Origin of the sequence: Asticcacaulis aquihabitans, assembly GCF_032490435.1 — a bacterium.
GTDB lineage: Bacteria > Pseudomonadota > Alphaproteobacteria > Caulobacterales > Caulobacteraceae > Asticcacaulis.
In genome coordinates this window covers 589,201-614,657 of record NZ_JAVGWM010000002.1, presented here as the reverse complement: position 1 = coordinate 614,657, position 25,457 = coordinate 589,201, and the positions used below count along the sequence as shown (strand labels likewise).

20 protein-coding genes are annotated in these 25,457 nt (G+C 54.3%); 9 read left to right on the top strand and 11 right to left on the bottom strand.

What is annotated here, in order from left to right:
- Nucleotides 1–40 precede the first annotated feature (40 nt).
- The 3 genes from RCJ00_RS09390 to RCJ00_RS09380 all read right to left on the bottom strand — a co-directional run bounded on the left by RCJ00_RS09390 (nucleotide 41) and on the right by RCJ00_RS09380 (nucleotide 2,788).
- Entirely contained in the window at nucleotides 41–286 is a 246-nt protein-coding gene (locus tag RCJ00_RS09390; RefSeq protein WP_316221568.1) for a hypothetical protein, read from the bottom strand.
- A 412-nt stretch (nucleotides 287–698) separates the two neighbouring features.
- The gene (locus RCJ00_RS09385; RefSeq protein WP_316221567.1) at nucleotides 699–1,631 is read right to left on the bottom strand and encodes a UDP-glucuronic acid decarboxylase family protein; all 933 of its coding nucleotides are present in this window, start codon (nucleotides 1,629–1,631) and stop codon (nucleotides 699–701) included.
- A gap of 95 nt (nucleotides 1,632–1,726) precedes the next feature.
- Nucleotides 1,727–2,788, bottom strand: a complete 1,062-nt coding sequence (locus RCJ00_RS09380; RefSeq protein ID WP_316221566.1) for a mannose-1-phosphate guanylyltransferase/mannose-6-phosphate isomerase — start codon at nucleotides 2,786–2,788, stop codon at nucleotides 1,727–1,729.
- A 192-nt stretch (nucleotides 2,789–2,980) separates the two neighbouring features.
- Between RCJ00_RS09380 and RCJ00_RS09375 the strand changes: the two genes are divergently transcribed.
- On the top strand, nucleotides 2,981–4,144 hold the full coding sequence (locus RCJ00_RS09375; protein WP_316221565.1) for an AGE family epimerase/isomerase: 1,164 nt from the start codon (nucleotides 2,981–2,983) through the stop codon (nucleotides 4,142–4,144).
- A gap of 70 nt (nucleotides 4,145–4,214) precedes the next feature.
- The gene (locus tag RCJ00_RS09370; protein ID WP_316221564.1) at nucleotides 4,215–6,455 is read left to right on the top strand and encodes a glycoside hydrolase family 3 C-terminal domain-containing protein; all 2,241 of its coding nucleotides are present in this window, start codon (nucleotides 4,215–4,217) and stop codon (nucleotides 6,453–6,455) included.
- Between the two features lie 4 nt (nucleotides 6,456–6,459).
- On the opposite strand, the gene RCJ00_RS09365 is transcribed toward RCJ00_RS09370, so the two are convergent.
- Nucleotides 6,460–8,013 (bottom strand): amidase, encoded by a 1,554-nt coding sequence (locus RCJ00_RS09365; protein WP_316221563.1) that lies wholly within the window; start codon nucleotides 8,011–8,013, stop codon nucleotides 6,460–6,462.
- A gap of 113 nt (nucleotides 8,014–8,126) precedes the next feature.
- Here RCJ00_RS09365 and cysQ point away from each other — a divergent pair, with 113 nt between their 5' ends.
- Nucleotides 8,127–8,906 (top strand): 3'(2'),5'-bisphosphate nucleotidase CysQ, encoded by a 780-nt coding sequence (gene cysQ, locus RCJ00_RS09360; RefSeq protein WP_316221562.1) that lies wholly within the window; start codon nucleotides 8,127–8,129, stop codon nucleotides 8,904–8,906.
- Nucleotides 8,907–8,910: 4 nt separating this feature from the next.
- Here the strand turns inward: cysQ and rfbA are convergent, their stop codons facing one another.
- Genes rfbA through rfbC form a run of 4 tightly spaced genes read right to left on the bottom strand, consistent with a single transcriptional unit; the run spans nucleotide 8,911 to nucleotide 12,288 of the window.
- Nucleotides 8,911–9,774 (bottom strand): glucose-1-phosphate thymidylyltransferase RfbA, encoded by an 864-nt coding sequence (rfbA, locus tag RCJ00_RS09355; protein WP_316221561.1) that lies wholly within the window; start codon nucleotides 9,772–9,774, stop codon nucleotides 8,911–8,913.
- A 9-nt stretch (nucleotides 9,775–9,783) separates the two neighbouring features.
- Nucleotides 9,784–10,674: a dTDP-4-dehydrorhamnose reductase gene (gene rfbD, locus RCJ00_RS09350; RefSeq protein WP_316221560.1), complete on the bottom strand. Its 891-nt coding sequence runs from the start codon at nucleotides 10,672–10,674 to the stop codon at nucleotides 9,784–9,786.
- 3 nt (nucleotides 10,675–10,677) lie between these two features.
- A complete protein-coding gene (gene rfbB / locus RCJ00_RS09345) occupies nucleotides 10,678–11,730 on the bottom strand; it encodes a dTDP-glucose 4,6-dehydratase (RefSeq protein ID WP_316221559.1) in 1,053 nt (350 codons plus the stop codon).
- Between the two features lie 9 nt (nucleotides 11,731–11,739).
- Nucleotides 11,740–12,288, bottom strand: a complete 549-nt coding sequence (rfbC, locus tag RCJ00_RS09340; RefSeq protein ID WP_316221557.1) for a dTDP-4-dehydrorhamnose 3,5-epimerase — start codon at nucleotides 12,286–12,288, stop codon at nucleotides 11,740–11,742.
- Nucleotides 12,289–12,460: 172 nt separating this feature from the next.
- On the opposite strand from rfbC, the gene cysD reads away from it, so the two are divergent.
- Complete coding sequence (gene cysD, locus RCJ00_RS09335; protein WP_316221556.1) at nucleotides 12,461–13,375, top strand: sulfate adenylyltransferase subunit CysD; 915 nt, start codon at nucleotides 12,461–12,463, stop codon at nucleotides 13,373–13,375.
- Complete coding sequence (gene cysN / locus RCJ00_RS09330) at nucleotides 13,375–15,303, top strand: sulfate adenylyltransferase subunit CysN (protein ID WP_316221554.1); 1,929 nt, start codon at nucleotides 13,375–13,377, stop codon at nucleotides 15,301–15,303. Before cysD ends, cysN begins: the two co-directional genes overlap by 1 nt.
- A gap of 41 nt (nucleotides 15,304–15,344) precedes the next feature.
- Here the strand turns inward: cysN and RCJ00_RS09325 are convergent, their stop codons facing one another.
- Entirely contained in the window at nucleotides 15,345–16,253 is a 909-nt protein-coding gene (locus RCJ00_RS09325) for a GDP-mannose 4,6-dehydratase (protein ID WP_316221895.1), read from the bottom strand.
- A gap of 61 nt (nucleotides 16,254–16,314) precedes the next feature.
- Nucleotides 16,315–17,352, bottom strand: coding sequence for a GDP-mannose 4,6-dehydratase (gene gmd / locus RCJ00_RS09320; RefSeq protein WP_316221552.1), 1,038 nt, complete (start codon nucleotides 17,350–17,352; stop codon nucleotides 16,315–16,317).
- A gap of 168 nt (nucleotides 17,353–17,520) precedes the next feature.
- Between gmd and RCJ00_RS09315 the strand changes: the two genes are divergently transcribed.
- The 4 genes from RCJ00_RS09315 to RCJ00_RS09300 all read left to right on the top strand — a co-directional run bounded on the left by RCJ00_RS09315 (nucleotide 17,521) and on the right by RCJ00_RS09300 (nucleotide 22,096).
- Entirely contained in the window at nucleotides 17,521–19,494 is a 1,974-nt protein-coding gene (locus tag RCJ00_RS09315; protein WP_316221551.1) for an aldo/keto reductase, read from the top strand.
- Nucleotides 19,495–19,653: 159 nt separating this feature from the next.
- On the top strand, nucleotides 19,654–20,463 hold the full coding sequence (locus RCJ00_RS09310) for an ABC transporter permease (RefSeq protein WP_316221550.1): 810 nt from the start codon (nucleotides 19,654–19,656) through the stop codon (nucleotides 20,461–20,463).
- A 15-nt stretch (nucleotides 20,464–20,478) separates the two neighbouring features.
- Nucleotides 20,479–21,270, top strand: coding sequence for an ABC transporter ATP-binding protein (locus RCJ00_RS09305; protein WP_316221549.1), 792 nt, complete (start codon nucleotides 20,479–20,481; stop codon nucleotides 21,268–21,270).
- A 16-nt stretch (nucleotides 21,271–21,286) separates the two neighbouring features.
- Complete coding sequence (locus tag RCJ00_RS09300; protein ID WP_316221547.1) at nucleotides 21,287–22,096, top strand: glycosyltransferase; 810 nt, start codon at nucleotides 21,287–21,289, stop codon at nucleotides 22,094–22,096.
- Nucleotides 22,097–22,513: 417 nt separating this feature from the next.
- Here the strand turns inward: RCJ00_RS09300 and RCJ00_RS09295 are convergent, their stop codons facing one another.
- Complete coding sequence (locus RCJ00_RS09295) at nucleotides 22,514–25,444, bottom strand: glycosyltransferase family 4 protein (protein ID WP_316221545.1); 2,931 nt, start codon at nucleotides 25,442–25,444, stop codon at nucleotides 22,514–22,516.
- Nucleotides 25,445–25,457 lie beyond the last annotated feature (13 nt).

Sequence of the window (25,457 nt, the reverse complement as noted above, 5' to 3'; positions counted from 1 at the left end):
TCTAAACTCTTGAAAAGAATAACGAATTTATTTTCCGAAATTAAATAGCGGGATCAGCGTTACCGTCGTAGTGAATCCGTAGCCCGGCCTCACGTGCCGATTGCAGGCTATGAATAGCCGTTATACGCGGCACAAGGTCCAGGTTTTTAATCGGACGTCCGTCGATATCGTACTGATGATCTCCGACAGTGAAGGCGGCCGGGTTACGTGGGTCCTTGCGAACCTGCAGCGGTTGCTCCAGGCCCTCTACGACGACCCATGCGCTGTCATATAAGCGAATTCCCATGCGAACCTGTCTAACCCTCATTTATTAAGAATGTTTTTAGAGTCTTAAGGCTGCCACTGCAATAAAAAAGCCCTGAACTTGGAAAGGATAGGTTGACAGCACAAGCCGCTCTCTTGTCGGACGATACCGTGCGATCGTCTCGGCGCCCCCCAAAGTGCGCCAAGACGACACCTTCACAGTCCACTTCGCCCCCCAGCGACTTAAACTGCGCAGTTACACGGAAGCCATCGACGACGAGGCTTTCCCCGAAAGTTAGCATAGCAATAAGGTCGACACAATTCGGCCCCTTTTTGCAGTCTCTACCTGCGGATGTGCGAAACAATATAGCAATATAATGGACTTAGCAACGCGCCCACAGGGCCATTTGTGTCTTTTTTCTGGCGACACAATCGTAAGCCTCACGACCATCGCGTCAAAGCGTACGGCGAAAATAGTCAACCGTCCGCCTTAATCCCTCGTCAAGCGAAACGGTTGGCTGCCAGTCAAGCTTGGTCTTCGCAAGGGTAATATCAGGCTGTCTTTGACGGGGATCATCAGCCGGCAGCGGCATATGAACGAGGTCAACCTGCGCGCCCGTGTGTTCAATGACTTTTTCCGCCAGCGCCCGCATTGTAAATTCAGACGGGTTTCCGATATTGATGGGGCCGGTTACGTCGTCCGGACTATTCATCAGGCGAATCATGCCCTCAATCAGGTCGTCGACATAACAGAAGCTGCGGGTCTGGATGCCTTCACCATATAACGTAATCGGCTCCCCGCGCAGGGCCTGAACAATGAAATTGGATACAACGCGCCCATCGTCCGGATTCATGCGCGGTCCGTAGGTGTTGAAAATCCGCATGATCTTGATCTTGACGCCATGCTGACGATGATAGTCCGAAAAGAGGGTCTCCGCGCACCGCTTCCCCTCATCATAGCATGCCCGCGGCCCAAGCACATTGACACGCCCCCAATAGCTTTCCGTCTGCGGATGCACTTCGGGGTCGCCATAGATTTCACTGGTGGAGGCCTGAAGGATTTTCGCCTTTGTGCGCTTGGCGAGCCCCAGCATGTTGATGGCGCCGAGCACACTCGTCTTCGTGGTCTGAACCGGGTCAAATTGATAATGGACCGGAGACGCCGGGCAAGCCAGGTTGTAAATCTCATCGACTTCGACATAGAGTGGGAAGGTGATGTCGTGCCGCAACAGCTCAAAATTCGGGCTTGCGATCAGGTGCGCGACGTTCTGCCGTCGCCCGGTAAAAAAGTTGTCGACACACAGAACCTCATGTCCTTCGCCGAGCAGGCGCTCGCATAGATGAGACCCCAGGAAGCCAGCTCCGCCGGTTACCAATATCTTTTTCACTAAATCCCCACTTCTACCGTTTGCGTGGGGCACCGCCTCTTGATTCCCTACGAATGGCAATACCCGAATCAAGTGGGTATTGTGACCGCCAACTGTCACCGCCCTTTGCGCTGCTTGGCGGCTTCCGCGGCCAGCTTGACATCTTGCGCACGCGCAATTGGCGCCACCAATATGCCCGACGGCGTGGAAATGACCATGATATCGGACAGACCGATGATCGAAACCACAGGTCCAGAATTATGCACTAGGCAATTTTCCGCATCGATCAAAATGGCTTCGCCGGTAACGTGATTCGCGTGCGCATCCTTTTCCCCCAACCGCCACAATTCGGCGAAGCCGCCAACATCCGCCCAGCCGATATCGCACGGAACGACCGCCGAGCGGGAGGTGTTTTCCATGACCGCATAGTCGATGCTGATGGACGGGACTTGGCCGAACGCCTCTTCATCGAGATGAATAATAGCGCCATCGCGTCCGGCCTTGTCGTACGCATCCTTGCAGGCGGCCAAAACCTCAGGCGCGTAGAGGCTCAATTCTTCCAGCATAACCTGGGGCGAAAACAGGAAGATACCGGCGTTCCAGTCGTGCTGCCCCCCTTGGACATAGCGCTGCGCCGTTTCGAGATTGGGTTTTTCCCAGAATTTTTTGATGGCGAAAATACCATCTGACAAAGGCTCGCCACGTTCGATATAGCCAAAGCCAGTCTCAGGATGCGCTGCTTTGATGCCGAAGGTGACAATGCGCGTTCGGGCCGTTTCGCTGGCCGTGACCACGGCTGCATGGAAGGCGTCGGGCTTGGTAATGACATGATCAGCTGGCACCAGCAGGACCAGAGCCTCAGGATCGATTTCGCGCCCACTCAAGGCAGCCATAGCGGCGACGGCTGCGGTGTTACGACCGAACGGTTCGAGAATAACAAGTCTAGGCGTCTTGTTGATAGCCGCCAGCTGTTCATTGACAAGATTGCAGTGGCCCGTCCCGCAAATCGCAACAGGCGCCAGATAGTCGTTACCAACGAGACGCAATGCCGTCTCTTGTATCATGGTGTTCGGCGTGGCCAGAGCGTGGAACTGCTTAGGCGCGGTCGGGATGGATAGCGGCCACAACCGTGTACCGGAACCGCCTGACATGATAACCGGAATGATCTTATTAGCCATGAACGCTTCAGCCCCTTAAATGAATACTTGCGATAGAACATTTCCATGGCCTGCCGCCAGATTTTTTTTCGATGCGGTGGCGATAATCAGCTTGTAAAGAGCGCGTAGGCACGTGCTAGTTCCATAACCGAACTGCATTTTTACGAATTCCGACCTAAGCCGACACTTCCCCGCATTATTCGAGACATGCCTATGACCGACATCGCCCAAAGCCTCCACACCAAGCAGCACGACCTGCGCCAATGGCTGTTCAATCACGCCTTGCCGATCTGGTGGGAAAAGGGGGGAGATCGCGAAAAAGGCGGCTTTTTTGAAAAACTCAATCTCGATACAACGCCCGACGATATCGACCGGCGCACACGCGTGGCGGCGCGTCAGGTCTTCTCCTACGCTCTAGCTCAGCGCATGGGATATGCAGGCGAGACTAATGCGGCCATAGATCAGGGCCTGGCCTGGTTGAATGGACCTGCGCGTAACACGCATACGGGTATGCTGTATGCCGTTCTAAAGCCAGACGGCACAGTCGTGCGAGGCGAATTCGATTTCTATGATCACGCTTTCGCCATGCTTGCCTATGCCTCAGCCTTTCGCGTGCGGCCGCAGGACCGCGCACTCGAATACGCCGCCGTGGCGATTCGCGACACGATTGTCGCCACCTATTCCCACCCGGTCCGCGGCTTCGAGGAATCAAACCCCCGTACCCTGCCATTAAAGACCAATCCACACATGCACATGTTCGAAGCGTGCATCGCCTGGATCGAGGCCGGTGGCGACAAGACATGGCACGACATTGCCCAGATGATCGCCGACCTATGCGTCGAAAAGTTCATTCATCCGGAAAACGGCTCCCTGCGGGAGTTCTTCGACGGCGACTGGAACCCGATGATGGGTGAAATGGGCCGCATCATCGAACCAGGCCATCAGTTTGAATGGGCATGGCTCTTCATTCGCTGGTCGCGCATATCCGGTAACGCCAAATATATGAAAACCGCCATTCGCCTGATTGAAATCGCCGAAGATGCCGGTACCGATCCGGAGCGGAACGTAACTATCTTCGAATTGTGGGATGACTTCTCGGTCAAGGACGCCAAGGCGCGCCTATGGTCGCAGACGGAACGCATGAAGGCCTATACTGCACTGGCGCAATTAGCTGACAGCGATGAGGCACGCCGTGCGGCTGTGATCAAGGCGGTGGAAGCCAGCTCAGGGTTACAACTCTACTTCAATACCGAAGTCGTGGGCCTCTATCGCGATCGCATGAAGCCGGATGGCACTTTCGAAATAGAGCCCGCACCCGCCAGCTCCCTATACCATATCATCTGCGCCATAGACGAAGTCAGTCAGTTGACCGCCTGATTGAAAAAGCGGCTTCCCTTGAAAGCGCTTCGAATGTAGCGTGCCGTCAACGACATCCCGAGGAAACGCCATGAGACATTCGATCCGTAGCGGCCTGTTGGCCACGGCCTTGCTTGCCTTCGCTTCAAGCGCGGCATTGGCGCAGGTGCAGCCTTGGATGGACACGTCCAAATCACCCGAGGTACGGGCGGCCGCGGCCGTTTCGGCCATGACGCTCGATGAAAAATTGGGGTTGGTCATGGGCTATACGGATCCAGACCAACTCGTCAAAGAGCCGGATGAGATTGTTTCGACGCAGATAAAAGCCGACGTCGCCGCCCACCATATCAAGGGGTCGGCGGGCTATATTGCCGATGTTCCCCGCCTCGGCATCCCGGCCCAGTGGCAGACGGACGCGTCGATTGGCGTGCGTGTTGCCGGCATGGAACGCACCGCCCTGCCCTCGTCGCTCGCAACGGCGGCCTCCTTCGATCCGAAGGTCACCGAAATGGGCGGCATCATGATTGCCAATGAAGCCAGGGCGTCGGGCTTCAACGTGTTTCTGGCCGGTGGCGGCAATCTGGCCCGTGAACCGCGCAACGGCCGAAATTTCGAATACACTGGTGAAGACCCGGTCCTGACTGGCGAAATGACCGGCGGCCTCATTCGCGGCATCCAGTCGCGCCATATGGTCTCGACCATGAAACATTGGGCTGTGAATGACCAGGAGAGCCAGCGGACAACCGTGGACGCCCGTATCAGCAAGCCGGCCATGCGTCAGTCGGACCTCTTAGCCTTCGAACTGATCTATGACCTGTCCAGTCCGGGGTCCGCCATGTGCGCCTATAATCTCGTCAACGGTGATTGGGCGTGTGAAAACGACTATCTGAACAATCAGGTGCTGAAGCAGGACTGGGGCTTCAAAGGCTATGTGATGTCCGACTGGGGCGCTGTCCATTCATCCGCCAAGGCAGCCAACAATGGCCTCGATCAATTTACGGGCTATCCTTGCTGCGGCCACCATGGCGCCTTCTTCTCCGCCAAAACCTTGAAAGCCGATATCGCCTCCGGCGCCATTGCCATGTCGCGCATCGACGATATGGCGCAACGCATTTTGTGGCCACTGTTCGCCAAGGGTGTGGTGGATGATCCGGCCAAGGTTGGTCCTATCGATTTCAACGCCAGTGCGGCGGTTGCCCAGACAGCCGCCGAGCAATCCTTGGTACTTTTGAAAAACGAAAATGACCTGCTGCCCCTCGCTGCTTCGGCAAAAACGATCGCCATGATCGGGGGCAACGCCGACAAGGGGGTCATTCAAGGCGGTGGTTCGTCGGGTGTCACACCGATCGGCGGCAATGCCGTTGCGGGCCTAGAGCCAAAAACCTGGCCGGGGCCGGTTGTCTATATCCCTTCGTCGCCGGTCGCGGCTATGAAGGCCGTTAAACCGGATGCCACTGTCACATATATCAGCGGCGACAATATCAAACAGGCCGCAGCGCTTGCCAAAAAGAGCGATGTCGCCATCGTCTTTGTCACCCAGTGGATGGGTGAAGGCATAGACAATCCGCTCGAACTGCCAGGCAATCAAGACGCGCTTGTCGCCGCCGTGGTGAAGGCGAACCCAAAGACTATCGTCGTCGTCGAATCCGGCGGCGCCGTTCTAATGCCGTGGGCCAACCAGGTGCCGGCCATTTTGGAAGCCTTTTACCCGGGCAGCCGCGGTGGCGTGGCCATTGCCAACATTTTGACCGGAAAGGTCAATCCGTCCGGTCACTTGCCGATCAGCTTTCCGGCATCGAACGCTCAGCTGGCCCACGACGAGATACCTGGTTTTCATAAACCTGACGGCATCAAGGTATCGATCACCTATGACGAAGGCGCGGCCATCGGCTACAAATGGTACGACATCAAGGGCTTTAAGCCCTTGTTCGCCTTTGGCCACGGCCTCAGCTATACGCAGTTCAACCTGACAAACCTGAAGGCCGAGTTAGCTGGCTCGGACGTAAAGGTTCACTTCTCGGTGAAAAATACCGGTAAGGTCTCTGGCGCCACGGCCGCCCAGGTCTATGTGTCGGCCGAGCCTGCAGCCGGCTGGGAAGCACCGAAACGGCTGGGTGGGTTTGCCAAGGTCAAGCTGGAACCGGGCGCCTCCCAGACCGTTGAGGTCAAGATCGATCCACGCCTGCTGGCGACCTATGACGAAGCCACTAATAGCTGGGTCATAAAGGCCGGTACCTATCATCTTAGCCTGGGCGAAGCCTCAGACCACCTGTCAACCGCCACCGACATACAATTGCCCGAGACGAGATTCAGCGCCGTACACGCGCGCTGAAGCGTCATTTCTTAGCCGTTCGCGCTCGCTCATAGGCATATCCTACCTGCAGAAGGCGTGCCTCGCTCCACTTCGGGCCGATAAAAGACAGCCCAACCGGCAAGCCCTGAACAGTGCCCATCGGCACTGTCAGGTGCGGATAACCGGAAACCGCCGGAAGCTGCGTGGCCGATGGGCCGCTATACTGATCGCCGTTGACCGTGTCCGACATCCAGGCGGGACCATAGGTCGGCGCGACCAGGACCGCGATAGAATTCGCGTTCAAAAGATCATCCAGCCAGGCCGCCGCCCTGGCCTTGGCGCTGGTGGCCTTGATATAGATTGGGTCATTCAATCCCGTCGTGGATTGCGCGCGTTCAAATAGTTCCTGACCAAAATAAGGCATTTCCTGCGCCGCGTTTGCTGTGTTGAAGGCGATGATATCAGCCAGGGTTCGGGGCTTGACTGTCGCCGGTGTCGAGGCGAGATAGCTGTTCAGATCAGCCTTCAGCTCGTACATCATGATGTTCATTTCATCGTCACCGATGTCTGGAACGGAGCTATCCTTGATGTCGACCAACACCGCGCCGGCGTCGGCCAACGCTTTAAGCGCCGCCTCGAAGACGATGGTTGTCTTGACGTCCTTGCCGACCTGGTCGCGCAGAACGCCGATGCGAACGCCTTTCAGGCTTAAACCCGCCAGATTGGCTGTGTAATCCACCCTATGAGCATTGGCTTCGCCTGTGGCGGGATCCGCCGCGTCGCGCCCGGCCATGACACTCAGCATGACTGCCACGTCGGCAACCGAGTGTCCCATAGGCCCGGGCGTATCCTGGCTATGGGAAATCGGCACGACATAGGTCCGTGACACCAGCCCAACGGTTGGTTTCAACCCGACCAGGCCATTCATCGACGATGGGCAGGTGACGCTGCCATCGGTCTCCGTTCCCACCGCCAGAGGCGCCAGGCCGGCCGCGACGGCAGTGCCCGAACCGGAAGACGAACCACAAGCCGTACGGGCGTGATCATATGCATTCGCCGTCAGCCCGCCCGTGGCGCTCCAACCGCTGACCGAACGCGTGGAGCGAATATTGGCCCATTCGGACAGGTTGGTTTTGGCAAGAATGATTGCGCCCCCATTGCGGAGGTTGGCGACCACCGGTGCATCGCGATGGGTGATATTATCCTTCAAGGCAAGCGACCCGGCCGTCGTGGCGATAGGATCGGCCGTCTCTATATTATCCTTTATAAGGACCGGAATCCCCATCAACGGCCCCAGGGCTTTGCCCCCTTTACGCGCCGCATCCGACGCCCTCGCCTGTGCCAACGCATTCGGGTTGATCGAGATGATCGAATGGAGGTCACCGTCCTTGGCTTTGATCTGGTCAAGCGCCGCCTGGGTCAGATCTGCCGATGTATACTTGCCCCCAGCCATATGTGCCTGCATGTCGCTCACAGACACCCCACCTGTCAGGTCGGCCATCGCTACGCCATACCCGTCAGATGAAACGACCGATTTCTGACAGGCGCTGAGCAGCATCACGGCGGTGAAGGCAACAGCGAGCGTTCGAACGCGCATAATAAATGTCCCCAATTTTTTGTAACTTCACTACAGTTTTACGAAAGTGACAAGTGAAACAGTTGCGCTCGCGCGCCAGCGCGCTATGAAGACCGCCACAACAGGAGGCTCCTTTGGACCTGAACCCCATCATGCTGGCCGCCGGCGCAGAGATTATGCGCATCTACGCCACCGAGTTTACAGTTATCACCAAAGGCGATGCCTCCCCGGTCACAGAAGCCGACCAAAAAGCCGAAGCCATCATCCTTGAGGGTTTGAAGCATCTGGCGCCCGGTATTCCCATCATTGCCGAAGAGGAAGCCGCCGCCGGTCGCTTTCCGACTACGGCCGGACGGTTTTTCCTGGTCGATCCTCTGGATGGTACCAAGGAGTTCATATCGAAGAACGGCGAGTTCACCGTCAATATTGCCCTGATCGAAGACGGCAAACCCGTTTTGGGTGCCGTTTATGCCCCCGCACTCGGGAAAATCTACTGGGGCAGTGTGGGTACGGGCGCATTCATGGCGGAGGTCATCGATGGCGTTTTGAGGGGAGCGCGCTCCATTCGGGTTCGCGCGCCCGAAGGCAGCCTGATCGCGGTTGGCTCCCGTTCGCATGGCGGTGCAGAGACGCAGGAATACCTGAAGGCGTACGACATCGCCGATTTCGTGGCGGCCGGCTCGTCGCTTAAATTCTGCCTGATTGCCGAAGGCTCTGCCGACATTTACCCGCGCATGGGCCGGACGATGGAATGGGATACGGCGGCGGGTGACGCGGTTCTACGCGCGGCCGGTGGGCGCGTGGAAACGCTCGACGGGCAGCCCCTGACCTACGGCAAGCGTTTCCAGAATAACGACGGAGACTATGCCAATCCACATTTTGTAGCCTTCGGCGATGTGCCCACAGCCGCTTAGCGGGCTACCTCGTTAGCCGTTGCAAGTAACGGCCATAGTCATTGTTACCAAGCCGACTGGCCAGCAGCGCCAATTGATCATCACTGATCATGCCGCGCCGCCACGCAATCTCTTCTGGACAGGCTATTTTCATGCCCTGGCGTTTCTCGAGAACGCGAACAAATTCGGCCGCATCCAACAGGCTGTCCGCCGTGCCCGTATCGAGCCAGGCATAGCCACGGCCAATAGGCTGGACTTCCAGAGCCCCTGCATCCAGATAGGCGCGATTGATGTCCGTAATTTCCAATTCCCCTCGGATCGACGGCTTTAATTGTGCCGCAATGTCCACGACGTGACGATCGTAAAAATAAAGCCCCGTAATGGCCCAATTGGATCGGGGCTTCAGAGGTTTTTCTTCAACCGACAACGCCTTAAACGTCTGATCGAACTCCACGACGCCATACCGCTCAGGGTCCGAGACCTGATAGGCGAAAATCCGCGCGCCCGCGTTCAGCGTCGCCGCATCTTCCAGAAACTCCGTCAGGGATGAGCCATGATAGATATTGTCGCCCAAGATGAGACATGACGGACCATCGCCGACAAAATCCGCGCCGATAATATAGGCTTGGGCAATGCCTTCAGGGTTGGGTTGCGCCCGATATGACAGCGATACCCCCCACTGCTCACCATCGCCCAGGAGTTTCTGGAACAGCGGCAGATCATGCGGCGTTGAGATTATGAGGATTTCGGTAATGCCGGCCATCATCAATGTCGACAATGGGTAATATATCATCGGCTTATCATAGACGGGCATCATCTGTTTTGAGACACCAATCGTCATGGGATGCAGTCGAGTGCCGCTGCCACCGGCCAGAATAATGCCTTTCATAATACGCCCTTACTCCCGCAGCGGCGCTATTAGTTGGTCTAGACATCTATCCAGTGACGTCTGCCATCCATCTAAACGCAAGCCATATACATCATCAAGCTTATCACGACTCAAACGCGAGTTGAGCGGTCGTTTTGCCACCGCTTGATACGCCTGCGAACTTATATTGTCCACCTGTACGGGACGCCTGCCGCGCCTTTCAGCGCCTGCAAAAATGGCTCTGGCAAAATTCGCCCACGTCGTCTCCCCCTCCCCGGTCAGATTGAAGACGCCGCGCAGGGTTTCATCTCTGTCGTTTACGACCTGCTGAGCAATAACCAGCAAAGCACGAGCAATGTCAGGCGCATAGGTAGGACATCCAAATTGATCATCGACAACTGTTACGCGATCGTTCGTTTCCCCCAAACGCAACATGGTCTTTACAAAATTGTTACCATAGGGCGAATACACCCAAGCCGTACGCAGGATAACATGGTTGTCGGTCGCGTTCCTGATTTGCTGCTCGCCTGACAGCTTGGTTTTGCCATAGACACCAATCGGAGCCGGCGCATCCGTCTCCGTGTAGGCCCCCAACTTGTCACCAGAAAAAACGTAATCGGTAGACAGGTGCAGCAAAGGTAGTCCCGTGTCATTAGCGATCCGCGCCAACGCGCCCGGCGCATCGCCATTGATTTTTTGAGCGAGCTCCGGTTCGCTTTCAGCCTTGTCGACCGACGTATAGGCGGCAGCCGAAATAATCACGTCGGGCCGCGCCGCCCGAACTGCCGCGTCAAGCGTATCGATCGACGCCAGGTCAACATCGGGCAGGCCAACGCGCGTAATCGATATACCAAGCCTCTCGCCCAACCGCTGGATCGAGGTATCGATCTGGCCTTGCGTTCCAGTAACGACAATGCGCATGGGTTAACTTCCTAAAACGCCCAGGCGCTCCCCGGCATAGACGCCTCCGCGCAATGGACGCCACCAGGCTTCATTATTGAGATACCACTGCACGGTTTTATCTATTCCACTATCGAAGGTCTCTTGCGCCCGCCACCCCAGCTCAGTTTCGAGCTTGGTCGGATCGATTGCATACCTGTGATCGTGACCCGGGCGGTCATGAACAAATTCAATTAGCTGGTCGTGAGGTGCGTTTTGCGGCCGCACCTGATCCATGATGGCGCAAATGCGCCGGACAACGTCTATATTCGAGCGCTCGTTTCGCCCACCGACATTATAGGTTTCACCTAAACGCCCCCGGCAACAAATCAAGTGCAGCGCACGGGCGTGATCTTCGACATATAGCCAGTCGCGGACGTTGGCGCCGTTCCCGTAAACCGGCAGCGGCTTGCCTTCCATTGCGTTTATGACGTTGAGCGGTATCAACTTTTCAGGAAAATGGTAGGGACCATAATTATTAGAGCAGTTGGAAACGACGATAGGCATACCATAGGTGCGATACCAGGCCTTTGCCAAATGATCAGATGCCGCCTTTGACGCCGCATAGGGCGAAGACGGATCGTAGGGCGTCACCTCATTGAACAAACCCGTCTGACCCAACGACCCGTACACCTCGTCCGTCGAGACGTGGAGAAAACGGAACCGCGATTTCGCGCCCTTCGACAAGCCATTCCAATAGTACCTTGCCGCTTCCAGCATAGTAAAGGTGCCAACTATGTTGGTTTCGACAAACGCAGCCGCACCCGTTATCGAACGGTCGACGTGACTTTCCGCCGCGAGATGCATAATGTGATCGGGCTGAAAGGCGTTAATCGCTTCGCTGACGCTTACGGAATTACAGATATCCGCCTGAATAAATCGGTAGTTCTTTGCACCCGTTATTGGCGCAAGGGAGTGCAGATTTCCGGCATAGGTGAGTTTATCAAAATTAAGGACATCCGCCCCAATGTCTCTAACAAGATACCTGACCAATGCGGATCCAATGAACCCCGCACCACCTGTAACAAGAATACGCACAGCGATCTCCTAAGATCTGACCAGCGAAGCGAGGCTTGGCTGGGCCCGATCCTTCTCCGATACAATAGCCTCGCCGGGACTAACAGGCCAGTCAATTGCAATATCCGGATCATCAAAGGCAATACCGCGATCATGCGATGCACTGTACGGCGCGGTAACCTTATAGAATACGACCGCCCCATCTGTCAGAGCGCAGTATCCATGCAGGAAACCTTCGGGCACCCACATCTGTTCAGCACCATCCGCAGTTAGATTCGCGCCCACCCATTGACCGAAGGTCACCGAGCCGGGCCTTATGTCCACGGCCACATCAAATATCGCGCCCGAAACACAGCGGATCAATTTTCCCTGCGGCATGGGATCCGCCTGGTAGTGCAACCCCCTGATCGTTCCCGCCTGGACAGATAGCGCTTGATTATCCTGCACAAATGCGACGTCGGCAATAGTGTCCCGAAACCAGCCGTCCTTGAAGGTCTCCATAAAATAGCCTCGGGCATCGGCGAGAATTTTAGGACGAATTAAAACGGGTCCATCTATCGGGAGGTGTGTAATGCGCATGAAAGCTCCAAACTGAGCACGTTCTTAAAACGTGCCTCCATTCCCTGCAATCTTCAAATTCGGCTATGCTTGGGATCATAGATTAGGATTGCTGAACTATTCCACCACGCTTAAACGTTTGTGACGGGAGGGCGGTGTAGCTAGAAGGTGCGTCCGAATTGAGGTTTCCTGTATGACGATCACACCCGAACGCATGACCCACCTGAAACGGCTGGAAGCCGAGTCGATCTTCATCATGCGCGAGGTCGCCGCCGAGTTCAAAAACCCGGTCATGCTCTATTCGATCGGCAAGGATTCGTCGGTTATGCTGCACTTGGCCATCAAAGCCTTTTATCCATCCAAGCCGCCCTTCCCGTTCATGCATGTCAATACGACATGGAAGTTTCGCGAGATGATCAAGTTCCGCGATGACACAGCGGCGCGCCTGGGCCTCAACCTGATCAGCCACACCAATCAGGAAGGCGTGGCCAACAATATAAATCCGTTCGATCACGGTTCCAACGTCTTCACCAACATCATGAAGACGGACGCGCTGAAGCAGGCGCTGACGCAATATGGTTTCGATGCGGCGTTTGGCGGTGCCCGCCGGGATGAGGAAAAGAGCCGCGCCAAGGAACGCATCTTTTCCTTCCGGACACAAAATCATGGCTGGGACCCCAAGAACCAGCGGCCCGAATTGTGGAACCTGTACAACGCGCGCGTCAAACCCGGCGAAAGCATCCGCGTCTTTCCGATATCGAACTGGACCGAGCTGGATATCTGGCAATATATTCTGATGGAAAATATTCCAATAGTGCCGCTCTATTTCGCCAAGAAACGTCCGGTCGTCGAACGCGGCGGTCAATTGATCATGGTCGACGACGAGCGCCTGCCGCTCCTGCCCGGCGAAGTGCCCGAGATGAAATCGGTTCGGTTCCGCACGCTGGGCGACTATCCGCTCACGGCCGCCGTTGAATCCGAAGCTGACACTCTAGAAGAAATTGTCGCCGAAATGCTCGTGGCGCGCACGTCCGAACGGGCCGGCCGCATGATCGATCATGATGAAGCCGGATCGATGGAAAAGAAGAAGCGTGAGGGGTATTTCTGATGAACGCGATTGTTGCGGAAAAAATGGAAACCCAGGCGCTTATTGATTACCTGGCCAGCCATGAACAAAAAAGCCTGCTGCGTTTCCTGACCTGCGGCAGCGTCGACGACGGCAAATCGACCCTGATTGGCCGCCTGCTCTACGATACAAAGTTGATTTTCGAAGATCAGCTGGCCAGTATCGAAAAGGACTCAAAGAAGCACGGCACCGTCGGCGACGATATCGACCTGGCCTTGCTTGTCGACGGCCTTCAGGCCGAGCGCGAACAAGGCATCACCATCGATGTGGCCTACCGCTTCTTCACGACCGAAAAACGCAAATTCATCGTTGCCGATACGCCTGGTCACGAACAATATACCCGCAACATGGCGACCGGCGCCTCCAATTCGGATTTGGCCGTCATCCTGATCGACGCGCGCAAGGGCATTCTGACGCAGACGCGCCGGCACTCCTTTATCGTGTCGCTGCTTGGGATCAAGCATGTCGTCCTCGCGGTCAATAAGATCGACCTGATGGACTACAGTCAGATTGTATTCGACAAAATTGTCGCGGACTATAAGGCGTTTGCGGCCGATTTCGGCTTTGAAACCCTTCAGGCAATTCCCATGTCCGCACGCTACGGCGACAATGTCTTAGCGCGAAGCGATAAAATGCCGTGGTATGACGGTCCCACCCTGGTCGAGCATCTGGAAACCGTTCAGATCGATCAGGATCTGAGCGACAAACCGTTCCGTTTACAGGTGCAATGGGTCAATCGCCCGGACCTCAATTTCCGCGGCTTCTCCGGCACCATCGCGTCGGGCACGATCCGCCCAGGGGACGAAATCATCGTCGCCAATTCCGGCAAATCGTCAACACTCAGATCAATTGTCACCTATGACGGCGAATTTCCCGTCGCCGGCGCTGGCCAGGCCGTAACCTTGACCTTGGCCGACGAGATCGACATTTCGCGCGGGGATGTGCTGGCCGCCAAGGAGGCACGGCCGGAGGTGTCCGACCAGTTCCAGGCGCGCCTCATCTGGATGAGCGATCAGGAACTGATTCCCGGTCGTACCCTACTGATCAAGATCGGCGCCAAAACGGTTTCAGCGTCCGTGACAGAGATCAAGCATAAGACAGACGTCAACACCTTCGCCAATTTAGCCGCCAAGACATTGAAGCTGAATGAGGTCGCTGTCGTCAACATCGCGCTCCAAGAACCCGTAGCGTTTGATGCCTATGCCGACAATCATGCCATGGGCGCATTTATCGTTATCGATCGCGTCTCCAACCTGACGCTCGGCGCCGGCATGATCGATCACGGTCTGCGCCGCGCCACCAACGTTCATTGGCAGGCGCTTGACGTCAACAAAGCGACGCGTGCTGCGGCCAAAAACCAGAAGCCTGCGGTCTTGTGGTTCACCGGCTTATCAGGCGCCGGGAAATCGACGATCGCCAATCTCGTTGAGAAAAAACTGCTTAGCCTCGGGCACCATACCTATCTGCTGGATGGCGATAATGTTCGCCACGGTCTGAATAAGGATCTGGGATTCATAGATGCCGATCGCGTTGAAAACATCCGCCGTGTCGCTGAATTGTCAAAGCTGATGGTCGACGCCGGACTGATCACGCTCGTTTCATTCATCTCGCCATTCCGTGCTGAGCGGCAAATGGCACGCGAATTGTTGGCCGAAGGTGAATTCATTGAGATTTATGTCTCGACGCCACTCGGTGTGGCAGAACAACGCGACGTCAAAGGTCTTTACGCCAAGGCGCGTGCAGGTGAAATCAAGCACTTTACCGGCATAGACAGCCCATATGAAGTTCCCGCGGCGGCTGAAATCAATGTCGATACCACGAGCACGACGCCGGAGGCGTTAGCCGAGCAAATTGTGCGCTATATGTTCGGAAATGGCTATCTCACGACCGCCCCTGAATACGAGATCTGACGGAAGGAGGGCCGGGCATAATTCAGGCATTCCAAGCCGATCTATGCCTCGCTGTCCAACATCCAACGAAGGGTATCTTCCATCGTAAAAGTATCGATCACCCCAGCAACTGCATGCAGCTTATGCGGATTTCCGACCAGCATCTTGACGTCGTTAGCGCGCTGAAACTTTGGGTTGATTATGACCTCAATCTTATGCCCGGAAATGCGTTCGCAAATATCGATTATGGACTGAAGGCTTACAGGACGGCCAGAACAGATATTGTAGACCTGCCCAGAAGCTTGCGGGAGCTCGAGCAACCTAGCTAAATATGCGACGACGCTGCGCACGTCAGAGAAGTCGCGCGAAACGTCCACATTTCCAAGCTCAATGACGCGCTGACGGCTTTTGAAGTGATCCACAATCTTCGGCACGAGAAAGTTGCCTGCCTGGCCCCGCCCCGTGTAGTTGAACGGACGGGCGATCATGACATTCATCCGATGTACGAACTGTCGTGACATTAACTCCATGCCGAGCTTGCTGACCGCATAGTCGTTGGCAGGGTTCACCACGTCCGTCTCTGCCAGGACTTCACGATCCGAGTTCCCGTATACATTAGCGGAACTCGTCAAAAGGACTCCGTCAGGCTTTTCCGGCATCTCGACCAGCGCCCTTAGTAGGTTTCGCGTCCCCACTATGTTCACGTCATAGATTTCACGAACATCCTCGTGGGCAACGAATGATATCGCCGCCAGGTGAACGACATGCGTTGGGCGGACTTCGCGTACGACAGACATCACCTCGTCAAAGTTCAGAAGATCCGCCGGCAATAGTTGACAAAAACCATCAACATTGGCTCTTACGGGATCATGAGAAGTCCCGACGACATCGAATCCTTGCCCAGACATTAACGGCACGAGATGCCGTCCGGCAAAACCCGCGGCCCCAGTAATCAAGACTCGTTTTTTCATCGTCAGCACCACACCACTTTGTTGTTATACCGCTGGCGTTTACAATGCCAACGACGAACCGTTAGAAGGAGGCACCCGCCTTATTCCGGCGCAGGTCGGCTTCAACCATCAGGCTGCACAGCTCTTCAAGCGGTGTCTTCGGCTCCCATCCAAGCTTTTGTCTCGCTTTAGAAGCATCACCAATCAGCAGGTCGACCTCAGATGGACGATAAAACTTCGGGTTGACGCGAACTATGGTCTTACCGGTGTTGCGATCGACCCCAACCTCTTCTTCAGCGGCACCGCGAAATTCTAGGTCGAAACCGGCAGCCTTACCTGCCAGCGCAACGAAATCGCGTACCGGAACCGTTCGATTTGTTGCAAGCACGAACGTATCGGCTTCGTCCGCTTGCAACATCCGCCACATGCCTTCGACATATTCCTTGGCGAAACCCCAGTCACGTTTCGCATCTAGATTCCCTAGTTCCAAAACATCACGCTTCCCCAGCTGGATTTTCGCCATACTGTCAGTGATTTTTCGCGTCACGAACTCTTGTCCCCGCAACGGTGATTCATGGTTAAACAGAATGCCGCTCGATCCGAAAATATCGTAGCTCTCACGGTAGTTCACCGTCATCCAGTGTGCGTACAGCTTCGCCACGCCGTAGGGACTGCGCGGATAGAAGGGCGTCGTCTCCGACTGCGGAACCGCCTGAACAAGCCCGAACATTTCGGAAGTTGATGCCTGATAGAACCGGATCTTCGGATTTACGATCCGAATAGCTTCCAAGATATTGACCGCCCCAATACCTGTTATCTCAGCGGTTGTAATCGGCTGATCAAAAGACACGCCGACAAAGCTCTGTGCCGCCAGATTGTAGACTTCGGTCGCCTGGCTGCTTTCGACCAGACGGATACTCGACGACAAGTCGGTGAGATCGTGTTCGACCAGATGCAGGTTGGGGTCCTTGTCGACACCCAGCTCTTCGATACGCCAGAAATTAACAGAACTTGTGCGCCGGTAGGTGCCATAGACCTGATAACCTTTTTCGAGCAAAAGTTGTGCCAGATAAGCACCGTCCTGCCCCCCGATTCCCGTGATAATCGCAGTTTTCGACATGGTTTCCTTACTCTCACAGTCTACTGGCGCCATGCACGGAGCCACAAAATCCCGCCCTTTTAGCGAAGTTAGCCATACATTCAAGTGAGTTCTTGCCGCGCCCTTGACAATTAGACTCAGGAACGTATACCCGAAACGCGACACCCAATACACGCAGGAGGTCTAAGCTTGAATTTCGTTGGTTCTAAAGTCGGGCTTGGATGCGGCTTGGGCGCAGGCGTATCGCGTGATGTCCTCGTCAAAGCGCTTAAATCGGGAATAAGGTATCTAGACACGGCTTCGTTTTATCAGGTCGGCGCCTTGTCGGAGTTGGACGAGATCCTGCTTGAACTGGGTATCCCCAGGGACGAGGTTCATCTCAGCCAAAAGTTGTGGGTGACGGACCTCGGCAGAAACCGGTCTCACGACGGCGAAGCGCATCTTATGTCGCTCAAGTCAATTTACGAAGGGCTGCTGCAGGATTTCAGTGCAAAACGCTTCGATTCATTGATCATTCACTGGCCTTTGAAAACGGACGATGCCGGATTTGCAGATGAATTTCGTATCGAGGAAGTCTGGCCTCAGCTTGAGGCACTCGTATATGACGGCTGCGTACCTAATATAGGCGTATCGAACTTCAATATTCTTGAGATGCAGCGCCTGCTGTCCATCGCCCGCATCAAACCCTATTCGGCGCAGATTGAGTTCAATCCGTTCGCTCATAATAATGCACTTTTACAGTTTTGTCAGAACCAAGGCGTGAACGTGGTGGCACATACACCCTTTCACTTCGGTCAAGTCAGTAACCATTTAAATTTGTTCTCTGATCCTTGTATCAAGGCAATAGCAGAAAAGTACGGACGTCCACCCGCTCAAATTGTTTTGAGCTGGATCATGAGACACGGCATCTTTCCCATACCTGCAACCAGCAAAGTCGAGCACGTTGACGATTATGTACTCGCGGCCAACGACGCATATCTTGATTTTGAAGATATCCAGGCGATATCAGCGTTGAATCGCGACCAGTTCAGCTATCTTGGAAACCTGAACGCCTTCAATCTCACCCATCACAGGAAATACCACTGTGCAGGAGCCGCCCCGCACGCGCTGGTGCCCCCCCATGAAGGCCTGGGTGGTCTGCGCCCTGTTTCCATCTACGACCCCCAATTCATCAGGGAGACGAAAAAAGCCCTGACGGACGGTGCAGGCTTCGTGGTGTTACCCGGTGCGCTGGCGGCTGAGGTCCGCGCCTTTAAAGAAGGCATACCCCGGTTCAACCTGCAAAATGCCGGTCGGTACGAGGTTGGGCTATTCAATGCCGGGACCGAAATCCTGGAAATTATCGATAACCCTCTGGTCGCGCTTGTTGTCGAAACAGTACTGGGCTGGGACTGCATAATCGACAATATTGCCATGTCGACGTCCAGACCCGCCCCGGATAGTGCGATTTTCGGGCCTCACCAGGACTCCCCTTTCGACCGAAAGGTAGGCGCCCCACTACCTCCGCCCTCCTACCCAGTGGTGCTGCAATGCATAATTGCCATGGACGAATTTACCGAGGACAACGGCGCACTTTACGTCATTCCCCATACCCACAAGAAGCAACAGCGCATAACGCTGCCGTGGCAAGGCGGCCTAACGCCGGGCACGATACCGGACGGAGCCGTTAAAGTCATCTGTCCCGAGGGCTCTGTTGTCGTCGCTGTCGGCCACATCTGGCATGGTACTTTTGCGAACGTGACCGACACCCCCCGCAAAGGGATGCTTATCGAATTCGTCACCTCGTTCTGCGAACCGGCCCATAAGTTTTCGGCTGATACCCTCAGCAACGCGTTTGTGGAGAATTGCTCAAAACGGGTTGTCCGCATACTTAATAATGGCTCGGGAATCTTGCAGGCCTATAGATCGGTCCGCGAGGGCAAGCTATCGGGTTTCACCAAGCCGCCTCGTTCGACCCCGGTCCCGGTCCCAGATCCGCCCGCCGGTCAGCCCGAATCAGCTCCGGTTGGTCTACAGTTTGCCAAGCCTGAATCGATTACCGCAGCGTCGAATGCTGACCTAACCGAATTGGATCTGGCCCGTTTACCCGAACAGGTAAAGTCTCGAACCTCGCTAAGCCGGACAATAAGGGGGCTTTTTGGCGCTGTTTTGCATTCAAACTAGTCCTCGCATATTCCCCGCCCGTTGCCTCAAATTTGACACAACAGATTTGTGGACAAGTAGCCTGCTATAATAGTTACCTGTAGGCGCACCTTAACCTTGACGGCGCTCAATTGAAGTTGCTACTAGCATCCGCCGCCAACACAAATATGTAAGTTCACTATGTCAGAAATGTTAAGTGTTTCAACCCGCACCTGGAATGGTTACGCCGACCTTCTGGACGGATGCAGAAATTGGCGCCTGTGGCTTTTCCTAGGTTACCAAGATGTTCGTCAGCGTTATGCACGAAGTATATTGGGCCCCTTCTGGCTTGTCATGGGCTTGGGTGTAACAATTATTGGCATTGGCTTTCTGTATAGTCAAATCATGAAGACTGATCCAGGAAAATTTCTACCTTATATTGCTATCAGCTTAGCCGCGTGGAATTTTATTTCTGCCGTAATTAACGAGTCGACTTCAATTTTTCAGGCCAGCGCCAGCTTGATTAAGTCAATAATGGTTCCTTATTCGTCGGTTATACTAAGAGCAATTGTTAAAAATTTAATAGTCTTCGCGCATTACATGGTCGCTGTCGTTGTAACCTTTGCTCTGACCGGGTATAGTGTTGACTATAAAATCATTTTCGCTATTCCAGGCATATTGCTGATCTCACTAAACCTTGTCTGGATTTCAATTATTCTAGGAATGATGTGCGCACGCTTCCGTGACATGGCACAGATGACCCAATACGCCATGCAGCTTGCGCAATTCGCCACCCCCGTAGTTTGGATGCCGTCTCAGGTTCATCCGAATAGCCCTTATCTTCTTTTCAACCCGATATATCACTTAATCGAGCTTATCAGGGCTCCAATATTTGAACACGTAATTCCCGGCACAAGCTTCATTTTCTGTACAGTCATGCTTGTCGTCGGCACGGCTGTCACCCTCGTCGTTTTCAATAAACACAAGAAATTAATCAACTTTTGGCTGTGAGCTCTGGCTGTACCGATGACCATCGAATTGAGATCCGTTACCTGTTATCTGCCCGTATACTCCGTATCGGCAAAATCCTTGCGCCGCACAGCTTCGAGCCTGGTCGGGGGGACATTGTTCAAGTCGAGCAACGACATCGTTAATGTTCGCGCCCTTGAAGATATCGACCTCATCGCCAACGACGGCGACCGGATTGGCTTGATCGGGCATAATGGGGCCGGAAAGTCAACGCTTCTTAAGGTAATGGCTGGCGTCCTTGCGCCCTCTTCTGGACTTGTTAATGTGAGAGGCGAAATATCTGCCGCCCTAAACACGACGCTGGGTCTTGATATGGAGCTCTCCGGCCGGGAAAATATATTCCTACTTAGCTATTACAGAGGTATCACTAAAAAGGAAGTGCTAGCCAATATCGACGAAATTATCGCGGCAGCGGATATTGGCCACTTCATCGAGCTTCCGGTATATACCTACTCATCTGGAATGCTGGGGCGCTTAACCTTCGCCGTGGCGACATCCTATCGGCCTGACGTAGTGCTTATGGATGAATGGCTCCTAGCCGGTGATATCAACTTCCTGGCCAAAGCAATCGAACGCACAACTGAATATGTAAAACGCTCACGCGTCCTGGTTCTTGCCTCTCATTCTCTCGGCATTATTCAGCAGATATGCAATAAGGCAATATACATGAAAAAGGGCCGTATTGTCGCCGCCGGCGCGGCAGCCGATATGGTTAAGCTTTACGAACAAGACCCAGACATCATAGCGGGACATTTTGTTCCGGAAGGTGAACAGGGGGCAACGCAGTAAGCGTTAAGGAAATTCCATGTCACTTACATCTGTCCTCATTGCTCACAATGAACAAGCAATGCTCCCTATTACCCTGCCGCCGATAAAGGCAATAAGTGACCAAGTCATAATTGTTGACATGGGCTCTACAGACAGAAGTCACGAGATTTACGGTGACCTTTTAGGTAAAAATGATCTGGTACTAACTTATCCGCGCGAGAACCTCTATTTCTTTGGATTTGCGCACCCCCGAAATTATGGGGCCAAGCGTGCAAAAACGGACTGGATACTCGCTATAGACTGCGACGAGTTAATCCAGCCGGAGGAGTTCCTTGCTGTTAAGGACACGCTCAATGACACCCTCACCAATGTCTTCGACCTCGAGCGTCTCAACTATGTAAAGGAAGACGGCTACTCACTCGACAATATACCCGACGTTTTGGCGTCAGCTCGCTCTACAAAAGAAACCCATCGCCGACTATATCGCAATCTACCGCGCACGCGATGGGAAGGCATGATACATGAGGAAGTCTGGATCGGGGAGATTAACGCCTACTACGATTGCGAGCCGTTTCCGCTGCGCCTTCACCATCTCAACCAGTTCAAGGTGGACATTTCGGCGCACCTGAAGTTCGGGCTATATAGCTATTTGACGTTGCAGGCTATAGAGTTTCCGGGTCTCAGATACGGCACCAACGAGTTCTGGTTCCTCACCTTCCCGACGACTAATATGGGTGCTATGCTCAATGCCGCTGGGGATTATGCCAGGCTTCATAACTTGCCGCCGATCAACGAAGGCAATGTTCGCAAACAACTCGCCAGTGAAGGCGTAGAAATAGTAGGCTGAAGATAGCCGCCAGTTTATGCGCCCAAGCTTAAGCCTTATGCAGCTGAATATTATTTTGTGCGCCACTGATTGTCGTTCTTAATATAAAGGAACAAGGCGTGACGTCGCACGAGTTTTGGCTGGGTTACTCGCAGTGTTCAGTTTCAGCCGAAGGTTAAGCATGCCCCTTCCACAACGGTAGGCCATTAATCACTCAGAGCCTCAATGCTGGCTATCCGATAAAGATCCACCATAGCGCTAAGTTGCTACAAGCAAAAATTTCCATGCTAGACCCGGCCAACAATTTTTTTGTGACGCAGTAGGCCTAGCCTAGTATAGAGACGTATCGCTATGCGCTAAGACAAACTCGCCAAAAATTTTGCCGCAGCAGTCGCCACTGCTATAGCGATAGCTTTGTCGGCTAATCGACGTCCGAAACTAGTGCTGTCCCTCTTGGCCCATTGCTGGCATGGGTGGCTGTAGCAAATCCGGAGAATTCGCACCATCAGCTATTACTTCTATTAGGCTATGGGCGCTCTGCTCCCATGTCATAAGGGGAAAGTCGGACTTCGGGTGCTGATTTGCATTGTAAAGCGCGAGCCATTTTTTTAACGAACTCGAAAAGATACCTGGTGTCTCGTCCGTAAAATAGAAGGCGTGTGAACCGGCAATTTCCTTAAATACAGGTATATTGCGCGCGACGATGGGAAGGTTCCACCGCGCGGCTTCGACCAGTGGCAGGCCGAAGCCCTCCCCTTCGCTCGGCAATAATGCGGCCGTCACGCGCCGATAAAGCCGCGCAAGAATTTCGTCAGAGGCACCTTCAAACCAGAAGAGCCGACACCCAAACTCTCTATGACCCCGTATCCGCGCCACCAATGCATCTACGGCCCAACCTGTTTTTCCGACGATTATAAAGCAGCCTTCAGCGCCAGAAGCCCAGAACGAGTCCGCGCCGTCCAAAAGCTTGTGAATGCCCTTTCTGGGTTCCACTGTCCCGACGGTCAGGAATATGGGCATATCCACAGGAATAGCATCCAGCGCTGCTTGTTCGACCGAAGACACACCTTTGGTGGGCATACTGCCTTCCAAGTCTGCCCCTAGATGCCACCACGAAACCTCGGGGCCCGATGAATCCTCTGCTCGGCGCCTTGAATAGTACGCCTTGACCTCATCCGCGACGGTCTTGGAAATACATATCAATTCATCGGCATAGTCCCGCAGATGGTCTACCCAGGTGGAGACTGCTCGAGCCAGTCCTGCATCGAACCATTCAGGCCGTACTACGGGCAAGATGTCATAGACAATCCATACCAGTCTGACCCCACGGCACTGATGGCGTTTCAGAACGTCCAGGGCTTCCGGCGTAATTGTCGCGTCGAGATCCAACCCGAGGAAAATATCGCCGGGATTAAAGACCACATAGCTATCGGTCAGATTTAGCGCCGACAAACCCAAGAACCTAGCTGTGAATTGCCGTGCATATCGGTAAGTCGTCCCTTCCCTGTATATGGGCTCGATCCGATACAGCTGCGATTTAGAAAGAAAGCTCAACAATATGCTTCTTACCACTCGTTGAATACCCGTCTTGGCATCCCGATGGACAAGTTCCGATATGTCTACAAGGAGAGTCCGGGGGCGGCCGCGAGGCGAAAAATTGGCTCCTATCACCTGAGACAATTCGGCGGCTTCATCAGACCTAAAATCCAAAGCCATCGCCCGGATCATGTCGGAAATAGTGGTGATATTACTGAGTGCCGGACCGAGGAAAGGTTCCGCCTCCTGTCTAGCCTTGCGCTGGTTTCCTGACAGGCCTCCGCTGTCTACGCCCACGGCATTTTGCATATTTTTCAGACTGTGCGCGGCGACGGTAACCTTATCCAGACTTCTCGTCGACGACAGGGCACCGTAGCCTTCGCAAAAATAGGCTAGCTCTCGGGACACGCACAGCTTTTTCAATCCTTTCGCAAAAGTCGCTCCAAAAGGCCCATTCAGGGCTGCAGCCTCCTGAACAGACGACAAATCCGATTTCTTTATCTGCAGGAGTGGGATCGACACAATACCGCCGGACCGTCCGGGTGAGACCGATGGCGTCGTTACAGCATCCATGACATAGTATCTTGTAATCGCCGCATTGGTACGCCGTTCATGCGCCTTCCAGCGTTCTAACAACGCAGTTACCGCAATATCGGCCGAGCTTTTCCAAGAAAAACGAGCCTGTTGCTGTAAAACATAGTGTCGGGCCGCAGCGGCCGCGGCGGGGTTTGTTAGCAGGGTGAGCATTTTGGCGCTCAGGTCTGAGGCGTTTCGAGGGTCGAAAAGGTAAGCGTCAGCTCCCACAACTTCCGGTATACTTGCTGCCTTAGCCCCAAGAACCGGCGCTCCACAACGCATGGCCTCCAATAGTGGAAGACCAAAGCCTTCCTTCAGAGAAGGCATGACAAGCAATTCCGTGATGTTATAGAGCTTTATCAGATCTAAATCGTTCAGGAAGCCTGCGAATACTAGCTGGTCTTGCCTTATGCCCAACCGTATTGCATAATTTGTAAGGGTTTGCTTCTGTAGGTCCGTAGCATTTGCAACCAAAACAATCTGGTGCTTACGACAGACGTCTTGGGGCATCTGTGCAAATGCATCCAGCAACAGCCGAACGTTCTTTCTCGTCTCCAGAATTCCAGTATGCATGACGAATGGTCTGTCAATACCGATGCGATGCAAAAGCGCTGCGCGATCATCGGCACACACTGTCAGCGGTTTGAATTTCTCGTCCGTGTCGGAAGAGATAGCTACTATCTTATCTGGAGATATTCCATACTGAATCGCCACATTGCGGGTGTAATTGGAAATCGCAAACAGACAATCACAACGCTTTAGGCGCTCGAAGCGATCTTCAAACCATTGCCTATATCTAGCGTCGGCAAGATATAGATCCGGCTCCTCGAACGGAATAAGGTCGTATAGCGTGGCGGTTTGAAAGATGCCGGGATTTATATCGAGGCGCGGGTCTCCCATCGCCGTGTCATCACCCATGCCGTCGAATGGCGCCGAGAAATGAATAGCATCCACATCCAAACTCTGAACGTAGCCATCATAAAGCGCAGACGAAAACCGCCAGCGCCGCTGATTATCCGCGATTAGCCCCATGATCCTGTCAAGGCCATGGTATGCACAAATATTGTGGCCATGACCGTTCTGTTCGGCCCATTGCACCGCGTGATCGAAGCGAGCTGTAAGGGCTGTATTCAGTAGGAGCTTGAGGGCGACGCGGTTGTCCTCCAAGATCGCCTTGGCCAATCCTGCAGAATACCGGCCTACGCCGCGGTCAGCGGACTCTCCTTGCAGGACCTGAAGGTCCAGGCACAACCTCATCTTCGATTTCCTC